This is a genomic window from Streptococcus sp. HMSC061E03 (assembly GCF_001813505.1).
Classification (GTDB): domain Bacteria; phylum Bacillota; class Bacilli; order Lactobacillales; family Streptococcaceae; genus Streptococcus.
Genome location: NZ_KV812784.1, coordinates 521,361 through 540,319 on the forward strand (window position 1 = coordinate 521,361; position 18,959 = coordinate 540,319).

At 45.2% G+C, this 18,959-nt stretch carries 19 protein-coding genes and 1 pseudogene; 19 read left to right on the forward strand and 1 reads right to left on the reverse strand.

The features are described from left to right. Nucleotides 1–2 precede the first annotated feature (2 nt). From lspA to proC, 5 genes are all read left to right on the forward strand, one after another. Nucleotides 3–464: a signal peptidase II gene (gene lspA, locus HMPREF2917_RS02700; protein ID WP_031573634.1), complete on the forward strand. Its 462-nt coding sequence runs from the start codon at nucleotides 3–5 to the stop codon at nucleotides 462–464. Next, nucleotides 454–1,344, forward strand: a complete 891-nt coding sequence (locus tag HMPREF2917_RS02705; protein ID WP_031573637.1) for an RluA family pseudouridine synthase — start codon at nucleotides 454–456, stop codon at nucleotides 1,342–1,344. The genes lspA and HMPREF2917_RS02705 overlap by 11 nt, the downstream gene beginning before the upstream one ends. A gap of 73 nt (nucleotides 1,345–1,417) precedes the next feature. After that, entirely contained in the window at nucleotides 1,418–2,527 is a 1,110-nt protein-coding gene (proB, locus tag HMPREF2917_RS02710; RefSeq protein ID WP_031573640.1) for a glutamate 5-kinase, read from the forward strand. Nucleotides 2,528–2,537: 10 nt separating this feature from the next. Beyond that, the gene (locus HMPREF2917_RS02715) at nucleotides 2,538–3,785 is read left to right on the forward strand and encodes a glutamate-5-semialdehyde dehydrogenase (RefSeq protein ID WP_031573643.1); all 1,248 of its coding nucleotides are present in this window, start codon (nucleotides 2,538–2,540) and stop codon (nucleotides 3,783–3,785) included. 3 nt (nucleotides 3,786–3,788) lie between these two features. Then, the gene (proC, locus tag HMPREF2917_RS02720; protein ID WP_070588907.1) at nucleotides 3,789–4,604 is read left to right on the forward strand and encodes a pyrroline-5-carboxylate reductase; all 816 of its coding nucleotides are present in this window, start codon (nucleotides 3,789–3,791) and stop codon (nucleotides 4,602–4,604) included. Nucleotides 4,605–4,889: 285 nt separating this feature from the next. Here the strand turns inward: proC and HMPREF2917_RS02725 are convergent, their stop codons facing one another. After that, nucleotides 4,890–6,413, reverse strand: coding sequence for an ATP-binding cassette domain-containing protein (locus HMPREF2917_RS02725; RefSeq protein WP_070588908.1), 1,524 nt, complete (start codon nucleotides 6,411–6,413; stop codon nucleotides 4,890–4,892). A gap of 318 nt (nucleotides 6,414–6,731) precedes the next feature. On the opposite strand from HMPREF2917_RS02725, the gene hemW reads away from it, so the two are divergent. The 14 genes and pseudogenes from hemW to HMPREF2917_RS11650 all read left to right on the forward strand — a co-directional run. Then, nucleotides 6,732–7,862: a radical SAM family heme chaperone HemW gene (hemW, locus tag HMPREF2917_RS02730; RefSeq protein ID WP_070588909.1), complete on the forward strand. Its 1,131-nt coding sequence runs from the start codon at nucleotides 6,732–6,734 to the stop codon at nucleotides 7,860–7,862. Nucleotides 7,863–7,865: 3 nt separating this feature from the next. Beyond that, nucleotides 7,866–8,621: an acyl-ACP thioesterase domain-containing protein gene (locus tag HMPREF2917_RS02735; protein ID WP_031573651.1), complete on the forward strand. Its 756-nt coding sequence runs from the start codon at nucleotides 7,866–7,868 to the stop codon at nucleotides 8,619–8,621. Beyond that, nucleotides 8,611–9,297, forward strand: a complete 687-nt coding sequence (locus HMPREF2917_RS02740) for a hypothetical protein (protein ID WP_031573654.1) — start codon at nucleotides 8,611–8,613, stop codon at nucleotides 9,295–9,297. Before HMPREF2917_RS02735 ends, HMPREF2917_RS02740 begins: the two co-directional genes overlap by 11 nt. Beyond that, the gene (locus HMPREF2917_RS02745) at nucleotides 9,298–10,068 is read left to right on the forward strand and encodes a TIGR01457 family HAD-type hydrolase (protein ID WP_031573657.1); all 771 of its coding nucleotides are present in this window, start codon (nucleotides 9,298–9,300) and stop codon (nucleotides 10,066–10,068) included. Continuing rightward, nucleotides 10,061–10,681, forward strand: coding sequence for a TIGR01906 family membrane protein (locus HMPREF2917_RS02750; protein ID WP_031573659.1), 621 nt, complete (start codon nucleotides 10,061–10,063; stop codon nucleotides 10,679–10,681). Before HMPREF2917_RS02745 ends, HMPREF2917_RS02750 begins: the two co-directional genes overlap by 8 nt. Then, nucleotides 10,678–11,661 carry a CPBP family intramembrane glutamic endopeptidase gene (locus HMPREF2917_RS02755; RefSeq protein ID WP_049485450.1) on the forward strand — a complete coding sequence of 328 codons (984 nt, stop codon included), beginning with the start codon at nucleotides 10,678–10,680 and terminating at the stop codon, nucleotides 11,659–11,661. Before HMPREF2917_RS02750 ends, HMPREF2917_RS02755 begins: the two co-directional genes overlap by 4 nt. Nucleotides 11,662–11,862: 201 nt before the next feature. Continuing rightward, nucleotides 11,863–13,698: an excinuclease ABC subunit UvrC gene (gene uvrC / locus HMPREF2917_RS02760; protein WP_049487518.1), complete on the forward strand. Its 1,836-nt coding sequence runs from the start codon at nucleotides 11,863–11,865 to the stop codon at nucleotides 13,696–13,698. 10 nt (nucleotides 13,699–13,708) lie between these two features. Beyond that, nucleotides 13,709–14,551, forward strand: a complete 843-nt coding sequence (locus HMPREF2917_RS02765) for a metallophosphoesterase family protein (RefSeq protein ID WP_045759546.1) — start codon at nucleotides 13,709–13,711, stop codon at nucleotides 14,549–14,551. A gap of 148 nt (nucleotides 14,552–14,699) precedes the next feature. Continuing rightward, nucleotides 14,700–15,305: a nitroreductase family protein gene (locus HMPREF2917_RS02770; protein WP_003001591.1), complete on the forward strand. Its 606-nt coding sequence runs from the start codon at nucleotides 14,700–14,702 to the stop codon at nucleotides 15,303–15,305. A 34-nt stretch (nucleotides 15,306–15,339) separates the two neighbouring features. Next, on the forward strand, nucleotides 15,340–16,746 hold the full coding sequence (gene pepV, locus HMPREF2917_RS02775) for a dipeptidase PepV (RefSeq protein WP_031573670.1): 1,407 nt from the start codon (nucleotides 15,340–15,342) through the stop codon (nucleotides 16,744–16,746). A 52-nt stretch (nucleotides 16,747–16,798) separates the two neighbouring features. Further along, nucleotides 16,799–17,383, forward strand: a complete 585-nt coding sequence (locus tag HMPREF2917_RS02780) for a uracil-DNA glycosylase family protein (RefSeq protein ID WP_045759544.1) — start codon at nucleotides 16,799–16,801, stop codon at nucleotides 17,381–17,383. Nucleotides 17,384–17,395: 12 nt separating this feature from the next. Continuing rightward, the gene (locus tag HMPREF2917_RS02785) at nucleotides 17,396–17,887 is read left to right on the forward strand and encodes a prolyl-tRNA synthetase associated domain-containing protein (protein WP_045759543.1); all 492 of its coding nucleotides are present in this window, start codon (nucleotides 17,396–17,398) and stop codon (nucleotides 17,885–17,887) included. A gap of 20 nt (nucleotides 17,888–17,907) precedes the next feature. Next, a complete protein-coding gene (locus HMPREF2917_RS02790) occupies nucleotides 17,908–18,192 on the forward strand; it encodes a rhodanese-like domain-containing protein (protein ID WP_070449063.1) in 285 nt (94 codons plus the stop codon). Nucleotides 18,193–18,585: 393 nt separating this feature from the next. Then, a pseudogene (locus HMPREF2917_RS11650) lies at nucleotides 18,586–18,959 on the forward strand (hypothetical protein); the annotation flags it as partial.

Genomic DNA, 18,959 nt, shown 5'->3' on the forward strand with positions numbered 1-18,959 from the left:
AAATGAAGAGAAAAATAATGGTTCCAGTAGCAATTGTGCTATTGGTCCTACTGGATCAGTTGGTCAAATGGTATGTAGTCAAGAACATTCCACTGGGTGTCGTTAAGTCTTTTATTCCCCATGTGGTCAGCCTGACCTATCTTCAAAATACAGGTGCAGCTTTTTCGCTTCTTGAAAATCAGCAATGGTTCTTTACCCTCATCACCCTCGTAGTGATGGCGGGTGCCTTTTACTATCTCTATAAGCACCTCAAAGGATCGCTATGGATGGTAATTGGCTTGACCTTGATCATTGCAGGTGGGTTGGGGAATTTTATTGACCGCCTGCGTCAAGGATTTGTAGTCGATATGTTCCACTTGGATTTTATGAATTTTGCCATTTTTAATGTAGCAGATAGTTATTTGACAGTTGGAGTTTTCTTGCTCCTGATCCTGATGTTGAAAGAGGAAACGCATGGAAATTAAAATCGAAGTAGCCGGTGCGCGACTGGATAAGGCTTTGGCGGATTTGACTCCCTTGTCACGAGCTGTGGCCAATGAGCAGATCAAAGAAGGGAAAGTTCTGGTCAATGGGACTGTGAAAAAAGCCAAGTACACGGTCAAAGAAGGGGATATCATCCAGTATGAAGTCCCAGAAGTGGAAGAGGTCAGCTATGAAGCAGAAGATTTGCCCTTAGACATCGTCTATGAGGACCAAGATGTTGTGGTGGTCAATAAACCTCAAGGCATGGTTGTTCACCCAAGTGCGGGTCATACCAGTGGGACATTGGTCAATGCGCTCTTATACCATGTCAAAGACCTTTCAGGGATCAATGGGGAATTGCGTCCAGGGATCGTTCATCGGATTGATAAAGACACGTCAGGCCTCTTGATGGTCGCAAAAAATGACCAAGCTCACGTCGCCTTAGCAGAGGAACTAAAAGACAAAAAATCTCTCCGGAAGTATTGGGCCATTGTCCATGGCAATCTTCCGAACGATCGAGGGATGATTGAAGCACCAATTGGTCGCAGTGAAAAGGACCGGAAAAAACAAGCGGTGACGGCTAAAGGAAAACCTGCAGTGACCCGTTTTCAGGTCTTGGAACGCTTTGGAAATTACACCTTGGTAGAGTTGCAACTGGAGACTGGTCGGACCCACCAAATTCGGGTGCACATGGCCTATATTGGCCATCCAGTAGCTGGAGATCCTGCTTATGGTCCTAAGAAGACACTTAAAGGACAAGGACAGTTTCTTCATGCGCGAACACTCGGTTTTACCCACCCTAGCACAGGCGAGACCTTGGAATTTACAGCAGAAGTGCCAGCGATCTTTGAGAAAACGCTGGAAGACCTTCGAAAAGGATAGTGAAGATGGCTGAATGGAGATTCAGTCACTTTCATTACATACGAAATAAATAGTATTAGAAAGAATCATAGCGATGAAAGCAAAACGAATCGTCTTTAAAGTAGGGACCTCGTCTTTGACCAATCCCGATGGGACACTCTCCAGACAGAAGGTCAAGGTCATTACGCAGCAGTTGGCTCTCTTACATGAATCAGGTCATGAGTTGATCTTGGTCTCATCAGGGGCAGTTGCTGCTGGGTTTGGTGCCCTTGGTTTTAAAAAACGGCCGACCAAGGTGGCAGACAAGCAAGCTTCTGCGGCAGTTGGGCAAGGCTTACTGATGGAAGAATATACAGCTAACCTGCTCTTACGCAACATTGTTTCTGCGCAGATTTTGTTGACCCAGGATGACTTTGCGGATCAGCGTCGCTATAAGAATGCCCACCAGGCCCTTTCTGTCTTGCTTAATCGTGGGGCCATCCCGATTATCAATGAAAACGATACGGTCTCGATTGCTGAGTTAAAAGTAGGAGACAATGATACCTTGAGTGCGCAGGTTGCAGCCATGGTTCAAGCTGATCTTTTGGTGCTGTTGACAGATGTCGATGGTCTCTATACAGCCAATCCTTCTCAGGATCCAACAGCTAAGCGCTTGGATCGAATCGAACACATTTCTCGCGAGATGATCGAGATGGCGGGTGGTGCTGGCAGTAGCAATGGGACTGGCGGTATGCTGACCAAACTCAAGGCAGCGACCCTTGCGACCGAGTCAGGGGTTCCTGTCTATATTTGCTCGTCTCTCAAGTCTGATGCCTTGATCGAAGCAGCGGAAGAGCAAGCAGATGGCAGTTACTTCCTTGCAGAGGACAAGGGCTTAAAAACCCAGAAGCAATGGCTAGCCTTTTATGCAGAAAGCAAAGGTGCTGTTTGGGTGGATGCTGGAGCAGCGCAAGCCCTGTTGGATCATGGAAAGAGTCTATTGATTTCTGGTGTGACCAAGGCAGAAGGAGATTTTTCTTATCACGATATCGTCAGCGTCTATCATCAAGAGACTGGTCAATTACTAGGAAAAGGCAAGGTCCGTCTCGGCCAATCAGCTGTGCGTGATATGCTCCAGTCTAAAAAAGCTAAGGGAATCCTCATCCACCGGGATGATTGGATCTCGGTAACTCCCGAGATTGACCTACTCTTTACAGAATTCTAGAGGAAAACGTATGGGAACAACACAAGAACAATTAGCCTTAGCGAGATCAGCTAAGAAAAGCATCAATACAGCCAGTACCGCTCTTAAAAATCAAGCCTTGGAGGCTATGGCTAGCCAGCTTTTGAAAGCGACGGAAGCCATTTTAGTAGCCAATCAAATCGATATGGAAGCGGCACGCGGGAAGATTTCTGAAGTCATGCTGGATCGCCTCTTTCTTGATCAAGAGCGGATTGTAGGGATGGCACAAGGAATTCGTGCTTTAATAGACCTGCCAGATCCGATTGGGGAAGTGCTGGATACTGAAGTCTTGGAAAATGGTCTTGAAATCCAGAAAGTTCGAGTCGCCATGGGTGTTATTGGCATCATTTATGAAAGTCGACCAAATGTGACGTCGGACGCTGCAGCACTTGCCATCAAGAGTGGAAATGCAGTGGTCCTTCGTACTGGAAAGGATGCCTTTCATTCTGCTCAAGCGATCGTGACAGCCCTCAAGGCTGGATTGGAAGAAGCCGGACTGAATCCAGATCTTCTCCAACTGATCCAAGATACGAGTCGAGCTTCTAGCCTTGCGTTGATGAAGGCTAAGGGCTATCTGGATTTGCTCATTCCGCGTGGTGGTGCTGGCTTGATCCAAGCGGTGGTTGAAAATGCCATTGTCCCCGTGATCGAGACAGGAACTGGGATCGTCCATGTCTATGTGGACAAGGAGGCTGATTTCCAGAAAGCCCTCGCCATTATTGAAAATGCTAAGACCAGTCGCCCATCCGTCTGCAATGCCATGGAGGTCTTGTTGGTGGATCAAGCGATCGCGTCTGATTTCTTGCCTTTGGTCAAAGAGCGTTTAGTGGAAGCACGAGAAAGATCCGTTGAGTTGCGCCTAGATGAGCAAGCACAGGCTATCATTTCTGGAACAGCAGCACAGGAACTGGATTTTGATACCGAATTTTTAGATTATATTTTAGCAGTCAAGGTCGTTGATGGAGTTGAGGAAGCGACGAACCACATTGAAGCGCATAGCACCCATCATTCGGATGCCATTGTGACAGAAAATTCTGAGACAGCGGCTTATTTCACCAAGCAAGTAGATTCAGCAACCGTTTATGTCAATGCTTCTACACGCTTTACAGATGGGGGTCAGTTTGGCCTAGGTTGTGAAATGGGGATCTCGACCCAAAAACTCCATGCGCGTGGACCGATGGGACTACGGGAAATGACCAGTTACAAGTATATTGTCATTGGAAATGGTCAAGTGAGGTAAGAAATGAAAGTTGCATTTATCGGTCTTGGAAACATGGGGGCTAGTTTAGCCAAAGCAGTCGCAAAGGAAGTGGACGCGCAAGACCTGCTCTTGGTCAATCGTTCTCCTCAAAAGGTACAAGAGTTTATCAGCCAGTATGGGGGAACGGCGTCTAATCTTGAACAAGTCTTTCAAGAGGCTGAAGTGATTTTTTTAGGGGTCAAACCCTATCAGATTTGCCCTCTTTTAGAAGAGTATCAAGGCATCTTGGCCCAACGCTCTAATCTCTTGCTGGTTTCCATGGCTGCAGGCCTGGAATTAGAAAAGATGGCTGACGTGATCCAGAACGGCCAGCTAGGGCTAATTCGCATCATGCCCAATACGCCTGTGGCCATTGGTCAAGGTGTTATCAGTCTGGCCCGCTCTCAAATAGTGACAGACCAGCAGATAGCCCAGGTCAAGCAGCTCTTAGCAGGAGCAGGGGCTCTCTACGAGATCGAGGAAAAATTAATGGATCCTGCAACGGCTGTCGCAGGCTGTGGACCAGCCTTTGTCTATCAGATGATTGAAGCCATGGCAGATGCAGGAGTAGGCTTAGGACTTACACGAGAGCAAGCCTTACAGATGGCTGCCCAGACCTTCCAAGGAGCCAGTCAAATGGTCTTAGAGACAGGCGAGCACCCAGCCAACTTGCGAGATGCAGTTTGTAGCCCAGGTGGCTCTACCATCGCAGGAGTCAACCGCTTAGAACAAGTCGGTTTACGGGGCGACATTATTGCAGGTGTGGAAGCGGCCTACAAACGCACCCAAGAAATGGGACAAGAGGAAGGGCGAAATTAGATAAAATAATTGGTCAAAACCAAGCTTGTAGAACAGTGACGAACTGTTCTTTTATACAAATCTAACAAATCAAGAATTATCCAATCCTCTATTGAAACTTTCCACCGTGAGAAAAGTGCCTGAAACTTAATGGTTTCAGGCATTCGGAATTATTGAGACCTTAGGCTCAATAATTAGTCATGGAACTTCGAAGAAGTTCGCTGACGTCCGTTCTCACCTAAGGAAAGTTTCTAAGGGGACTTTATTTTCAATGTAAAAGATTGGTTTTAGCCAATCTTTTTTACGTTAGAACGACTCTACCTCTACGAAGCCATTTTCCGTCAGACGATAGATTTTTTGGCAGACTTCTTTGAGGAAGGTCCGATCGTGGGATACTGTAACCAGTCCGCCTGGGTAGTCTGCGAATAGGCGACGAATTTCTGGTTGGGAAGTGGGGGAAAAATTGCGAGTAGGCTCGTCCAAGAGCAGAAACTGGGGACTTGTAAGCACTAATTGAAGGAGAAAGAGTTTGCCTTGCTGGCCACCGGAAAGTTCAGAGATCGGATGGTGCATTTCAGAATAAGTAAAGTTGAGGGAGGCTAAATGCAATTGAATGGTGTTGATTTCTTCGCGATCGCCTGAATGCTGTAGAAATTGAACCGGTGTTTGAGTCAAAGGAAGGCGTTCAGTGTAATCTTGAGGCATATAGGCAGTGCGGATATTTTCATTCTTCCGTAAGATCTCCCAGATCATTTTTAGAAAAGTGGATTTCCCTACACCGTTGGAACCGATAATCCCTATCTTATCTTGCCCTTGAAGTGTGAGGGAGAGGTTCTTGACTAGGACACGATCACCAATTGCAAGCTCTTCCTGATCTAAGAGAAGGACACGTTTTTGAGGAGACAAGGGAGTGAGGGGAGGGAAATGCAGATTGATGATTTCCTCATCATAGGGTTGGGAAGTCATGGATTGGAATTCTCGCTCGTAGCGCTTTTCTTGTGAGAGGAGGGACTTCATTTTCTTTGCCAGGAGACGTCCAGCAGTGCTATCTTTGGTATTTCGTAAGGAGGTTTCGACTTGCTGGCGGACACGACGGTGCTTCTCCATTGTTTTTTGGTAAGCTCGTTGATCGTTGGCCGCTTGCTGAGACTGTTGCTTAAATTGTTGTTCCTTCTGGCTACTGTAGTCTTGATAGCCTAGGTGCTCTACGATGGTTTCAGCCTCCTTGCGGTGTTTGATCTGTCTGAGGTGAATGATGGTATCCGCCGTCTGAGTCAAAAAATCCTCATGATGGGAAATAAATATGATGGTTTGGGGGCTCGTTTGGATCATCTGCTGGAGCCAGTCCAAGGTCTCCAAATCCAGATCATTTGAAGGTTCATCTAAAAATAGTAATTCATGAGGACAACAAAGTTCGTGAAGCAGTTGGACTTTGAGGGCTTCTCCTCCAGATAGACTTCCGATAGCTTGATCGCTTGCAAAGCGGTCGCTATTAAATTGCAATTGATCTGCCAGTCTGTAGAGGGTGGTATAGTCTAGCTCGTCCTCTCCAAAAAAATATTCTTCCAAGGTTTTTCCCTTCAAAGCTTCCGGTAAAGTTTGGGGAATATAGGCATAGGAGTGAAAGGAAGTGGTGATTTCTCCTTCTATGGTCAGATAATCTGGTAGAGATTTTGGGGACATGAGGACCTGAAGTAAGGAAGATTTTCCATTCCCTTCTTCGCCAATAATAGCAACTTTTTCTCCTTCATGAATGGTCAGGGACAGATCACGAACCAGATCGCGTAAATCTTTTGTATGGCGGATGGTGAGGTGGGATAGTTTTAGCATAAGATTCCTTTCTACTGGGACAAAAAACAGCTCTACCTATTTAGTAGAGCTGTATTCATGTGGAACCCAAGCAGAAAAAAACCTTATTTAGCCAACAAATGGTTGGAGAATAGGCGAGAGGGTACACAAAAAGAGATAGAACAAGCAGTCCACTAAATAAAGTATTTTATTTAACGAAACTTAGTTGTTCATATCTCCTTACCTCCGAATATGATTAAATTTATTCTATTCCTTTTATTCCTTCTTGTCAAGGAATTCCTGGCTTCTTATTCTCTTTTCTTTTCGGACTCGGGGGGATTTTATGGTATAATTAAGGGTATGCATACAAAACCAACGTCCGCTTATGTCCACATCCCATTTTGTACCCAGATTTGTTTTTATTGTGATTTTTCGAAGGTCTTTATTAAGAACCAACCAGTCGATGCTTATTTGGATCATTTGATCCAAGAATTTCGTCGGGAAGAAATCACACACTTACGGACTCTCTATATTGGGGGTGGGACACCGACAGCCTTATCTGCAGATCAGCTAGCCTATCTGCTCAAGGAACTGACCAAGTCGCTTGATCTGTCTCAGATGGAAGAGCTGACGATCGAGGCCAATCCTGGTGATTTGGATCCGGATAAGATTGCGGTCTTGAAGGATTCGCCAGTTAATCGGGTTTCATTGGGCGTGCAGACCTTTGATAATCGCTTGCTCAAGAAGATTGGTCGAAGTCACCAAGAGCAGGACATTTATGACAATATCGACCGTCTGAAGCTGGCTGGTTTTGACAATATTTCGATCGACCTCATCTATGCGCTTCCGACACAAACCATGGACCAGGTCAAAGAGAATGTTGCTAAGGCTCGTGCCCTTGACATTCCCCACATGAGTCTTTATAGCTTGATTCTGGAGAATCACACAGTCTTTATGAATCGCATGAGACGGGGCAAGCTTCCTCTACCAAAAGAGGAGTTGGAAGCAGAGATGTTTGAATACATTATTCAGGAGTTGGAGCGAGCGGGCTTTGAGCATTACGAAATTTCTAATTTCTCCAAGCCTGGTTTTGAAAGTCGACACAATCTCATGTATTGGGACAATGCTGAGTATTATGGTCTGGGAGCTGGAGCATCCGGCTATGTCGATGGGATTCGCTACAAGAATCATGGCCCCATTCGTCACTATATGCAAGCTGTCGAAGAGGGAAATGCGCGTGTCCAAGAAGAGCATCTGACTCAGACAGAAATGATGGAAGAAGAGATGTTTCTAGGACTACGTAAGAAAACAGGCGTTTCCAAGAAGCGTTTTGAAGAAAAATTTGGTGTGAATTTTGACCAACAATATGGATCAGTGGTTGAGGAATTGACCCAGCAGGGACTCTTGGTGCCTGACAAGGACATTGTTCGCATGACCAAGAAAGGTCTCTTTTTAGGAGACACTGTAGCAGAGAAGTTTATTTTGGAGTAGAAGATGGCAAAAACATTTGAATACAGCATGAAAATTCCTTTTGATATGAGCGATGTCAATGGATTTATAAAAATTCCGCAATTGATCTTGCTGTCTTTACAGGTATCAGGCATGCAATCGATTGAGCTGGGCATGAGTGATATGTACATTTTAGAGAATTACAATCTAGTCTGGATTATCACGGATTACAATATGAAGATCGATCGTCTCCCAGTTTTTGATGAGAAGATCACCATCGAAACCTATGCCAAGAGTCACAATCGCCTGTTCTGCTACCGGGCCTTTAATATCAAGGACGAAGCGGGAAATATCATCATTGAGATGGTGGCGACTTTTGTCTTGATGGATCGTGATACACGCAAGGTCCATCCTGTCATGAGCGAAATCACGGATGCCTTTGACTCAGAGTTTTCAAAAACCATGCTCCGTGGTCCCCGTTTCAAAGAATTAGAAGGCGGCGTGGAACAAGAATACCGGGTTCGGTTTTACGACTTGGATATGAACGGACATGTCAACAATAGCAAGTACTTGGACTGGGTTTTTGAGGTGATGGGAGCGGACTTCTTGACCCAACATGTCCCTAAAAAAGTTCATCTAAAATATGTCAAAGAAGTGCTGGCAGGAGGCGTCATTACCTCTCAATATGAACAAGAGGGCTTGAAAACCCAGCACCAAATTTCCTCAGATGGACATATCAATGCCCAAGCTGAAATTGAGTGGGAAGAAGTAGAAGAAAAGGGTTGGACTTATGGAAAGTAGAAGATTAAAAAATAAAAAACAAGAGCTAGCAGGCTACCAAAAACGGGTTGTGGCTTATGCAAAGCGTCAAAAGAACCCTTTGTACATGTTGGGAGATTGGCTCTTGACTCTTTGTGCTTTGGGCATCATCCTGGTGGAAGAAATTTACAAATTTTTCCGCTACCGTTTGAATTTAGAGAGTTTTAGCCGTTTCTTGAAAGAAGATGTACGTTGGTATCGGGTCTGGATCCATTTCACCTTGGCCTTTCTCTTACCTGTCGTGATCTTTTCGGTCGGCATTACCAGCCAATCAGGCTCTTTCTGGTCTAATTTCTATCATCGTTTGTCTCAAGGCGTGCTCTTTAGCACAACAGTCAGCCTTGCTGCGACCTTGGTGACTGATTTTGTGGAGAATTTGCAACCAGAAACCAAGTCAGACGGCCGGAACCGGAGCACCAAACGCACGGTTTATCAAATCAGTGTTGACCAAGCGACGGTCATTGGTCTCTTATTGACCATTGTGATCCTCATGGTGGCTTCCTTCTTGTTTACCCAATCAGGAAGTCAAGGAATCAATTTTACAGGGTTGATTTTACAATTTGTCCTCTATGCTGGAGCCTTGCTCTTGTATGGGTCTGGTGGACGAGTCGATACAGAGAAGTTGCATGAAAAAGCGGAAACAGAAAGGGAAGAATAAATGCACTACAAGGGCTATTTAATTGATTTGGATGGCACCATTTACAAAGGAAAATCACGGATTCCTGAAGGGGAAGCCTTTGTTCATGAATTGCAGGCGCGTGAGATTCCCTATCTCTTTGTCACCAATAACACAACCCGCACACCAGAGACTGTTCGGGATATGCTGGCGAATCACTTCAATATTGAAACCCCTGTGTCGACCATCTATACAGCTACCCTTGCGACCATTGACTACATGAATGACCAAAACTTGGGCAAAAAAGTCTATGTGATCGGAGAAGCAGGGCTCAAAGATGCTATTGAAGAAGCTGGCTATATCATCGATGAAGAAGCACCTGATTATGTGGTGATTGGACTGGATTGGCAAGTGGATTATGAGAAGTTTGCTATTGCGACCTTGGCGATTCAAAAGGGAGCTCACTTTATCGGGACCAACCCTGACCTCAATATCCCAACTGAGCGTGGCTTGTTGCCGGGTGCAGGATCTCTGATTGCCCTTGTTGAAGCAGCGACACGGGTCGAGCCTGTGATCATTGGCAAACCAAAGGCCATCATTATGGATAAGGCCATTGAACACCTGGGGCTTGCAAGAGAAGAAGTGGTTATGGTTGGGGACAATTATTTAACAGATATTCGTGCGGGTATTGACAATGGGATTCCAACCCTTTTGGTAACGACAGGTTTTACCAAACCAGAAGAAGTGCCAACCTTACCAATTGCACCGACACATGTTGTTGCCAGTCTAGCGGAGTGGGATTTTGATGCTTAAAAGTTTGAAATCAATTAACCTATTTTTCTTTATCTTGTCAGCTGCAATCCTTCTCACCATTGCTCTCGCTTGGGCCCTCTATCCCATGGAGATTCATTGGTTGGGGATTCAAAGTCGGACTGGTTTTTCGGCATCTGTCATCATGAAGAATTTTAATGTTTTGATGAACTATTTGACCAATCCGTTTCAATGGGTGTTGAAGATGCCTCAATTCCCCTCTTCAAAAAATGGACTGCACCATTTTGAGGCCGTCAAGTACCTATTTCACTTAGTGACAGTCGTTTTCGTGGTGACACTCCCTGGTTTTATCCAGTTTATGCGGACAGTTGTCAAAAAAGGCTACTTGGCCTTGTACCGTAGTCTCTTCTTTTGGATGATGGTTTTACCAGTAGTGCTTGCAGTGGTGGCTGTTATGATTGGCTTTGATCAATTCTTTACGCTCTTTCATCAGGTCTTATTTGCTGGGGACAATACTTGGCTCTTTGATCCGCGCGTGGATTCGATTATTCTTGCATTACCAGAAGACTACTTTATGCATGCCTTTTTGATTTTCTTTGTCTTATACGAAGGAATGTGTGCGAGTTTTTATCTATTTTCTAGGAGGAAGAAATGAACCAATACAACCGATTATTAGACCCTAAAAAAGATATAGGAAGGTATTCCGGGACACTTGCTATTTATCTCTTGGTAATGACCTTAGTAACAGTCCTGTGGGAAGTCCTCCTTGGATTGACCATAGCAGGCTCTCTCAGAAAAGATCCGAGTCAAGTAACGGAGAAACTCAATGCCCTGAATGTTTGGGCAGGTATTCCCTATCTTATCTCTATTTCCATTGGACTCTTTCTCTTTAATGCCTATCGCAAGAAGGCCCTTTATAAATATGATCTTAAGCACAAGGGACGTAAGATGACTCTTTCAGTCTTCTTTATTCTTCTCGCCTTTCTTGGCTTTTCTCAAGTCTTTTCATCTGTGATGACACAAGTGATTGAGCGCATGTTTGAGACCATTGGCCTTCATTCTCCAACACCCGATCTAGGTGATACGATTGAGCGATCATGGACCATGCTCTTGTATGCTGGATTTTTTGGTCCTATCACAGAGGAATTCTTCTTCCGTGGGGCAGGCTTGCGAGGCTTGGAACGGTATGGGAAGATTTTTGCCATTGTCATGACGGCTATCTTGTTTGGACTCTTTCATGCCAATTTTGACCAGCTCTTTTTCGCAAGTATCATCGGTCTAGGTTTCGGCTACATTGCCTTTGAATACAATATCTGGTGGGCTATTTTCTATCACATTTTTAATAACTTTGTCATTTCCCAAGGCTTGCATTATGTGGCCTATCATGTGGACGAGGGACTAGCGAATTGGCTCCAAATCGGTGTTTTAGCCATTGGTTCCATTGTGATGATAGTGGTTCTTGCGACTAAATGGCCAGCTATCAAGGCTTATATTCAAGCCAATAAACCTCAACCGGGAGTTTTCCAGCGTGCCCTCGCTTCCTTCTGGTTCTGGTTCTTCGTGTTATTTACTATCCTGATGTCTATTGTTCCTTATGTGATTCCGATCTTCCAGATGGCTAATCTCAAAGGATAAAGTTTATCGATTGCTAGTAAAAGGGGATCCTTTTAGATCCCTCTTTTTTGCTATGAAAAAGGGCAAGTGAAGATGAAGGAGTGAGGATGAGGGTCTGATATACTATTTAATAATTATTTTTTACTTGGTGAAGGTGGATAACAATAATACAAACATACTAGAGAGAGGCTAACCCCTCTCTTTTTTGCTATAATAGAGAGTATGAATAACTTGATTAAATCCAAGCTCGAGCTCTTGCCGACGAGTCCGGGCTGTTACATTCACAAAGACAAGAACGGTACCATCATCTATGTGGGGAAGGCCAAGAATCTTCGCAATCGGGTGAGGTCCTATTTCAGAGGAAGCCACGATACTAAGACGGAAGCCCTGGTATCTGAGATTGTGGATTTTGAGTTTATCGTTACCGAGTCCAATATTGAGGCCTTGCTTCTTGAGATCAACCTCATCAAGGAGAACAAGCCCAAGTACAATATCATGCTCAAGGACGATAAGTCCTATCCCTTCATCAAGATTACCAATGAGCGTTATCCCCGTCTTATCATCACGCGCCAGGTCAAAAAAGATGGCGGTCTCTATTTCGGTCCCTATCCAGACGTAGGAGCGGCTAATGAGATCAAAAGGCTTTTGGATCGGATTTTCCCTTTCCGCAAGTGCACCAATCCGCCTTCCAAGGTCTGCTTTTACTACCATTTAGGGCAGTGTATGGCTCACACAGTCTGCCACAAGGACGAGGCCTATTTCAAGGGCATGGCCCAGGAGGTTTCTGACTTCCTCAAGGGGCAGGATGACAAGATTATCGATGAGCTCAAGCTCAAGATGAATACCGCTGCGCAAAACATGGAATTTGAGCGGGCAGCAGAGTACCGCGATCTGATCCAGGCCATCGGGACCCTGCGGACCAAACAGCGGGTCATGGCTAAGGATTTGCAGAACCGGGATGTCTTTGGCTACTACGTGGACAAAGGCTGGATGTGTGTGCAGGTCTTCTTTGTCCGTCAGGGTAAGCTGATCGAGCGCGACGTCAACCTTTTTCCTTACTACAATGATCCGGACGAGGATTTTTTGACCTATGTGGGGCAGTTTTACCAGGAGAAATCCCACCTGATCCCCAATGAAATCCTGATCCCTCAGGATATCGATGAGGAAGCGGTCAAGGCCCTAGTGGATACCAAGGTCCTCAAGCCCCAGCGTGGGGAGAAGAAGCAGTTGGTCAATCTGGCTATTAAAAATGCGCGTGTCAGTCTGGAGCAGAAGTTCAATCTCCTTGAAAAATCCATGGAGAAGACCCAAGGTGCTATTGAAAACCTTGGAAAACTCCTGCAAATCCCAACTCCTGTGCGTATTGAGTCCTTTGACAACTCCAACATCATGGGGACCAGTCCCGTTTCTGCCATGGTGGTCTTTGTCAATGGGAAGCCAAGTAAAAAGGACTACCGCAAGTACAAGATCAAGACCGTTGTCGGACCAGATGACTATGCCAGCATGCGGGAGGTCATTCGCAGACGCTACAGTCGGGTCATGCGGGATGGCTTGACGCCACCTGATCTGATCGTTATCGATGGTGGTCAGGGCCAGGTTAATATCGCTAAACAGGTGATCCAAGAAGAGTTAGGGCTGGATATTCCCATTGCAGGCCTACAAAAGAATGACAAGCACCAGACCCATGAATTGCTCTTTGGCGATCCTCTCCAAATTATTGAACTTTCGCGCACCTCACAGGAATTTTTCCTCCTCCAACGGATCCAGGATGAGGTCCACCGTTTCGCCATCACCTTCCACCGCCAGCTTCGGTCTAAGAATTCCTTCTCCTCCCAGCTGGATGGGATCGAAGGCTTGGGACCAAAACGCAAGCAATTGCTGATGAAGCACTTCAAGTCGCTGACCAAGATCAAAGAAGCTACTGTAGATGAGATTGTCACGGTTGGCATCCCACGAGCAGTCGCGGAGGCAGTGCAAGCCAAGCTCCATCAAGGAAAGCAAGAAGAAGCAAGTCCCTTGATGGAAGTTGCGGAGGATTCTGAATCATACCAATCATAAGGAGTTTAAAATGAACCATCGAATCGCTATTTTATCTGATATCCACGGAGATACGACAGCCCTGGAGGCAGTGATTGGGGATGCGCGTGCTCAAGGCGCGACAGAATACTGGCTTTTAGGGGACATTTTGCTTCCTGGGCCTGGAAGAGATGACCTTTTTGAGTTGCTGGATGCGATTCCGATCACAGCGGCTGTTCGGGGAAATTGGGACGATTGTCTCTTAGAAGCCTTGGATGGCGAGTACGGACTTGAGGATCCGCAGGAGATCCAACTCCTTCGCCTCACTCAGTACCTTATGGAAGGACTGGATCCTAAGCGAATTGATTGGCTTCGATCCCTTCCATTGGTAGAGAAGAAGGAGGTCAATGGCATTCGCTTTTCACTGACCCACAATTTGCCAGAAAAGAATTATGGTGGGGATTTGCGTCCAGCTAATGCGACGGAGAACTTTGACCAATTGCTGGATGACCAGACGGATCTGGCGATCTACGGTCATGTCCACAAGCAGTTGCTTCGCTATGGCAGCCAGGGTCAGCAGATCCTCAATCCGGGGACTATTGGCATGCCTTATTTTGACTGGGAACCAATTCAAAACCACAGAGCTCAGTATGCGCTAATCGATGTCGAAGCAGATGGGGTGACCAACCTGCAATTTCGTAAGGTGGCCTATGACTATGAAGCAGAGCTCCAAGATGCCAAGGACAAGGGCCTCCCCTTTATTGAGATGTACGAAGAATTGAGACGCGAGGATAACTATCGGGGCCATAACATCGAGCTTCTAACTAGCTTAATTGAGAAATACGGTTATGCCAAAGAAGTAGCTGCCTATTTCAATCTTTCTAATGAATCATAGATGGGTCTCTTATGTATTCAACCTATAACAAAGAAGCGGATCTTCAAAATGTCTGCTTCTTTTTTCACAATCTTAGGCTGTAAAACCCTGCAAGCTCTTTCATTTTGTGTTAAAATAGAGGTAACAGAAATAGAAAAGGAAGAAGCTTATGAAATTTCTAGAGCTCAATAAAAAACGCCATGCGATCAAGCATTTCACTGACCAACCGGTCGATCCAAAGGATGTACGGACTGCTATTGAGATCGCAACCTTGGCCCCTAGTGCCCACAATAGCCAGCCTTGGAAATTTGTGGTCGTTCGTCAAAAAAATGCTGAATTGGCAAAATTAGCCTATGGTGCAAACTACGATCAAGTCATGGAAGCACCTGTGACCATCGCCCTCTTTACAGATACTGATTTGCAAAAACGGGCTCGCAAGATTGCGCGTGTCGGTGGGGTGAAAAACTTCACAGACGAACAGTTGCAATACTTTATGCAAAATCTTCCTGCTGAATTTGCGCGCTATGATGCCCAACAAACAAGTGATTACTTGGCTTTGAATGCTGGTCTTGTGGCCATGAACTTGGTACTTGCTTTGACAGACCAAGGCATTGGAACCAATATTATCTTGGGATTTGATAAATCGAAAATCAATGAAGTCTTGGATATCGAAGAGCGTTTCCGTCCGGAAGTCTTGATTACGGTTGGCTATGCGGCTGAAAAAGTAGAGCCAAGCTATCGCTTACCAGTAGACGAAATCATTGATAAACGCTAAGCCAATTAGCAAATAGAAGATCGAGGAGGAATTCATGACAACAGTTGACTTTAAAGCAGAAGTAGAAAAACGTCGCGATGAGATGATGGCTGACTTATACAGCCTCTTGGAAATCAATTCTGAACGCGATGACAGCAAGGCAGATGCAGAGCATCCTTTTGGACCTGGTCCTGTAAAAGCTCTTGAAAAATTCTTGGAAATTGCCAAACGTGATGGCTATGAAACCAAGAATGTCGATAATTATGCCGGTCACTTTACCTTTGGTGAAGGAGAAGAAGAGCTTGGGATCTTTGCTCATATGGACGTCGTGCCTGCAGGTAGTGGTTGGAAGACGGATCCCTACAAACCAGAAATTATCGATGGCAAGCTCTATGCGCGTGGTTCGTCTGATGATAAAGGGCCTACAATGGCCTGCTACTATGGTTTGAAGATCATTAAAGACCTAGGACTCCCTGTTTCTAAGCGCGTGCGCTTTGTTGTCGGTACGGATGAAGAATCAGGCTGGGGCGACATGGATTACTATTTCAAACACGTCGGACTTCCTGAGCCAGATTTTGGCTTCTCACCAGATGCGGAATTCCCAATCATCAATGGGGAAAAAGGAAACATCACTGAGTACCTTCATTTTGGAAATGACAACACAGGAAGTGCCCATCTTCATAGCTTTACAGGCGGCCTTCGTGAAAACATGGTACCAGAGTCAGCGACTGCAGTCGTTTCTGGACAACTACCAGATCTTGCTGGCCTCTTAGATGCCTTTGCCAAGGAACACCAGCTCAAGTATGAAATCTCAACTGTTGACGAAAAAACCTATACCGTTACGATTGTCGGGAAATCTGCTCATGGATCAACTCCTGAAGATGGGATCAATGGTGCAACCTACTTGGCTCTCTTGTTGAACCAATTTGATTTTGGTGGTGCTGCTAAGGCTTACCTTCATGTGACAGCTTCACTTCTTCACGAAGATTTTGCAGGTGAAAAATTAGGAATTGCCCATACAGATGCCAAAATGGGACCATTGAGTATGAATGCAGGTGTCTTCCATTTTGATGACAGCCAAGCAGACAACACTATTGCCCTCAATATCCGTTACCCTCAAGGTACAGATCCTGAAACTATCAAAGCTATCCTTGAAAAGATCGAAGGAGTGGCTACAGTAAGCTTGTCAGCCCATGGTCACACACCTCACTATGTTCCGATGGATGATGAATTGGTATCCACCCTCTTGCGTGTTTACGAAAAACAAACTGGCCTCAAAGGACATGAACAAGTGATCGGTGGTGGTACCTTTGGTCGTCTCTTGAAACGTGGCGTTGCCTTTGGTGCTATGTTCCCAGACTATGTCAATACTATGCACCAAGCTAATGAGTTCGCAGATGTTGAAGATCTCTATCGTGCAGCAGCTATTTACGCAGAAGCCATCTATGAACTAATCAAATAATCCACTACTCGGCCAGTTTTTCTGGCTGAGTTTTTCCATAGAAGGAGGACTTATGTCAACGATTGAAAGCATTAAACAAGCCATTATGGCAGATCCTCAAAATAAAGAATATACAGAGAAAGGGATAGAGCCCCTCTTTGCAGCCCCAAAGACAGCTCGTATCAATATTATCGGACAAGCTCCAGGGATGAAGACGGAAGAAGCTGGTATTTACTGGAAGGATAAGAGTGGTGACCGCCTGCGCGAATGGTTAGGAGTTGACGAAGACACCTTTTATAATTCTGGTTTGTTTGCGGTCATCCCCATGGACTTTTATTTCCCAGGGCATGGGAAATCTGGTGACCTTCCACCTCGCAAAGGATTTGCGGAAAAGTGGCACCCTCAACTTCTCAAGGAGTGTCCGGATATTGAGTTAACCCTCTTAATTGGACAATATGCCCAAGCATACTACCTTCATGAAAAGGTTAGTGGCAAGGTAACCGAACGGGTTCACCATTTTAAAGATTATTTGCCAACCTATTTTCCACTCGTTCACCCTTCCCCTCGCAATCAAATCTGGATGGCTAAAAATCCTTGGTTTGAGGCAGAGGTGGTTCCAGAATTGCAAACCTTAGTACAAGAGATCATTCAAAAATAAAGGAGAGCGACGATGGATCCTTATCAACAAGTTAAAGAGAAATTAGACGAGTTAGGCATTTCATTTGACGTGGTGGAACACCCACCTGCATTCACAACTGAGCAGGCCGATTCTTACATTGAAGGCTTAGAAGCTGTTCGGACCAAGTCCATGTTTTTGACCAATAAGAAGAAAACCCAATTCTATCTGCTCATCATGGACGACCAGAAACCATTGGATATGGAGGATTTCAAAGAGCAAGTGGAAGCCAACCGGATCCGCATGGCTTCAGCAGATTCTTTAGCTGAAAAAATGCAATTACCGGCAGGTACGGTTTCTCCATTTGGTTTATTGAACAATGGAGAAAAAGATATTCGAGTCTATTTCGATAAAGACATTGTGTCAGAGGAGATCATGACTTTCCATCCCAATACCAATGAAAAGACGATCTTTATTAAAACCCAAGACTTGTTACGATTTTTAGAGGCTGTTGGCTTTCATTATGAAATTCTAACCCTCCCATAACATACCTGATAGGAGAAATCATGAAAGAAATTCCATTTTCAAGCTTTTACCAAGCTTATCAAAAAGGAGACTTACACGTTCTTGATGTACGCGAGCAGGAGGAATATGATGCCCTTCACTTAGACGGAGTTCGTCTTCTTCCCTTATCTGAGTTAGCAGATCGCTACCAGGAATTAGAGAAGGATCATCCCTATTATGTCATCTGCAAGTCTGGTCGACGATCAGCACGTGCTTGCCAATTTTTGGAAGAGCAAGGCTATGATGTGACCAACGTCCAAGGTGGCATGGATGCATTTGAATCCTAAGAAACGGGAGTGGGAAAGAACTCCTTAAAATAAAAAAAGTTGAAAAGGTTCCCCAAACCTTTTCAATCTTCCCACCTCCGCATAGCTTCAACAGTCTGGGAGACTGTTGAAGGTTGTGGATAAAGGAAACTTTGTTTCCCTCATTAGGTCATCTTTGGAGCTTAAAAGGCGAACAAAGATGCCAATCAACCGCTGCGTCTTGCACTTATTCCTATCAAACATCAAAGGCTGGACAGTTTTTGCCCAGCCTCTTTTTCTTTACTAATTTCTAAAAATGAGTAGAATTTGTATGTTTTTCAAAAGATCTTGCAGGGATTTTCCAGTCTTTCATTGAAAATGGTTCAGAAATTTTGTATAATACCCTAGTATAAACAATAGTTAAGGAGATTCATTATGTCAAAACAAGATTGGCTGGATTATTTCGAAGCCGTAAATGGTCGTTCTGCTAGTGCAGAAGAAATTGCTCAAGCACTGGCTGCAGGAGAATTTCAAGAAGAAGTAGTGGTTCCAGAAACCCCACAAGCTCCAGAATTTGTCGCAGCACCAACTGCCCCTGTTGAAGAACCAGTAGCAGCTCCACAAGCCCCAGAGTTTGTTGCAGCGCCAACTGCCCCTGTGGAAGAACCAGTAGCAGCTCCACAAGCCCCAGAGTTTGTTGCAGCGCCAACTGCACCTGTTGAAGAACCAGTAGCAGCTCCACAAGCTCCAGAATTTGTCGCAGCGCCAGCAGCACCAGCAGCACCAACTGCCCCTGTTGAAGAACCAGT

Bases quoted from the DNA above. Each gene is read 5' to 3' on its own strand.
- HMPREF2917_RS02770 (WP_003001591.1), top strand. From the start codon at position 14,700: ATGAAATTTCTAGAGCTCAATAAAAAACGCCATGCGATCAAGCATTTC.
- uvrC (WP_049487518.1), top strand. From the start codon at position 11,863: ATGAATAACTTGATTAAATCCAAGCTCGAGCTCTTGCCGACGAGTCCG.
- HMPREF2917_RS02785 (WP_045759543.1), top strand. From the start codon at position 17,396: ATGGATCCTTATCAACAAGTTAAAGAGAAATTAGACGAGTTAGGCATT.
- HMPREF2917_RS02790 (WP_070449063.1), top strand. From the start codon at position 17,908: ATGAAAGAAATTCCATTTTCAAGCTTTTACCAAGCTTATCAAAAAGGA.
- HMPREF2917_RS02745 (WP_031573657.1), top strand. From the start codon at position 9,298: ATGCACTACAAGGGCTATTTAATTGATTTGGATGGCACCATTTACAAA.
- HMPREF2917_RS02755 (WP_049485450.1), top strand. From the start codon at position 10,678: ATGAACCAATACAACCGATTATTAGACCCTAAAAAAGATATAGGAAGG.
- HMPREF2917_RS02780 (WP_045759544.1), top strand. From the start codon at position 16,799: ATGTCAACGATTGAAAGCATTAAACAAGCCATTATGGCAGATCCTCAA.
- HMPREF2917_RS02740 (WP_031573654.1), top strand. From the start codon at position 8,611: ATGGAAAGTAGAAGATTAAAAAATAAAAAACAAGAGCTAGCAGGCTAC.
- proB (WP_031573640.1), top strand. From the start codon at position 1,418: ATGAAAGCAAAACGAATCGTCTTTAAAGTAGGGACCTCGTCTTTGACC.
- HMPREF2917_RS02750 (WP_031573659.1), top strand. From the start codon at position 10,061: ATGCTTAAAAGTTTGAAATCAATTAACCTATTTTTCTTTATCTTGTCA.
- proC (WP_070588907.1), top strand. From the start codon at position 3,789: ATGAAAGTTGCATTTATCGGTCTTGGAAACATGGGGGCTAGTTTAGCC.
- HMPREF2917_RS02765 (WP_045759546.1), top strand. From the start codon at position 13,709: ATGAACCATCGAATCGCTATTTTATCTGATATCCACGGAGATACGACA.
- HMPREF2917_RS02725 (WP_070588908.1), bottom strand. From the start codon at position 6,413: ATGCTAAAACTATCCCACCTCACCATCCGCCATACAAAAGATTTACGC.
- lspA (WP_031573634.1), top strand. From the start codon at position 3: ATGAAGAGAAAAATAATGGTTCCAGTAGCAATTGTGCTATTGGTCCTA.
- HMPREF2917_RS02735 (WP_031573651.1), top strand. From the start codon at position 7,866: ATGGCAAAAACATTTGAATACAGCATGAAAATTCCTTTTGATATGAGC.
- HMPREF2917_RS02715 (WP_031573643.1), top strand. From the start codon at position 2,538: ATGGGAACAACACAAGAACAATTAGCCTTAGCGAGATCAGCTAAGAAA.
- hemW (WP_070588909.1), top strand. From the start codon at position 6,732: ATGCATACAAAACCAACGTCCGCTTATGTCCACATCCCATTTTGTACC.
- HMPREF2917_RS02705 (WP_031573637.1), top strand. From the start codon at position 454: ATGGAAATTAAAATCGAAGTAGCCGGTGCGCGACTGGATAAGGCTTTG.
- pepV (WP_031573670.1), top strand. From the start codon at position 15,340: ATGACAACAGTTGACTTTAAAGCAGAAGTAGAAAAACGTCGCGATGAG.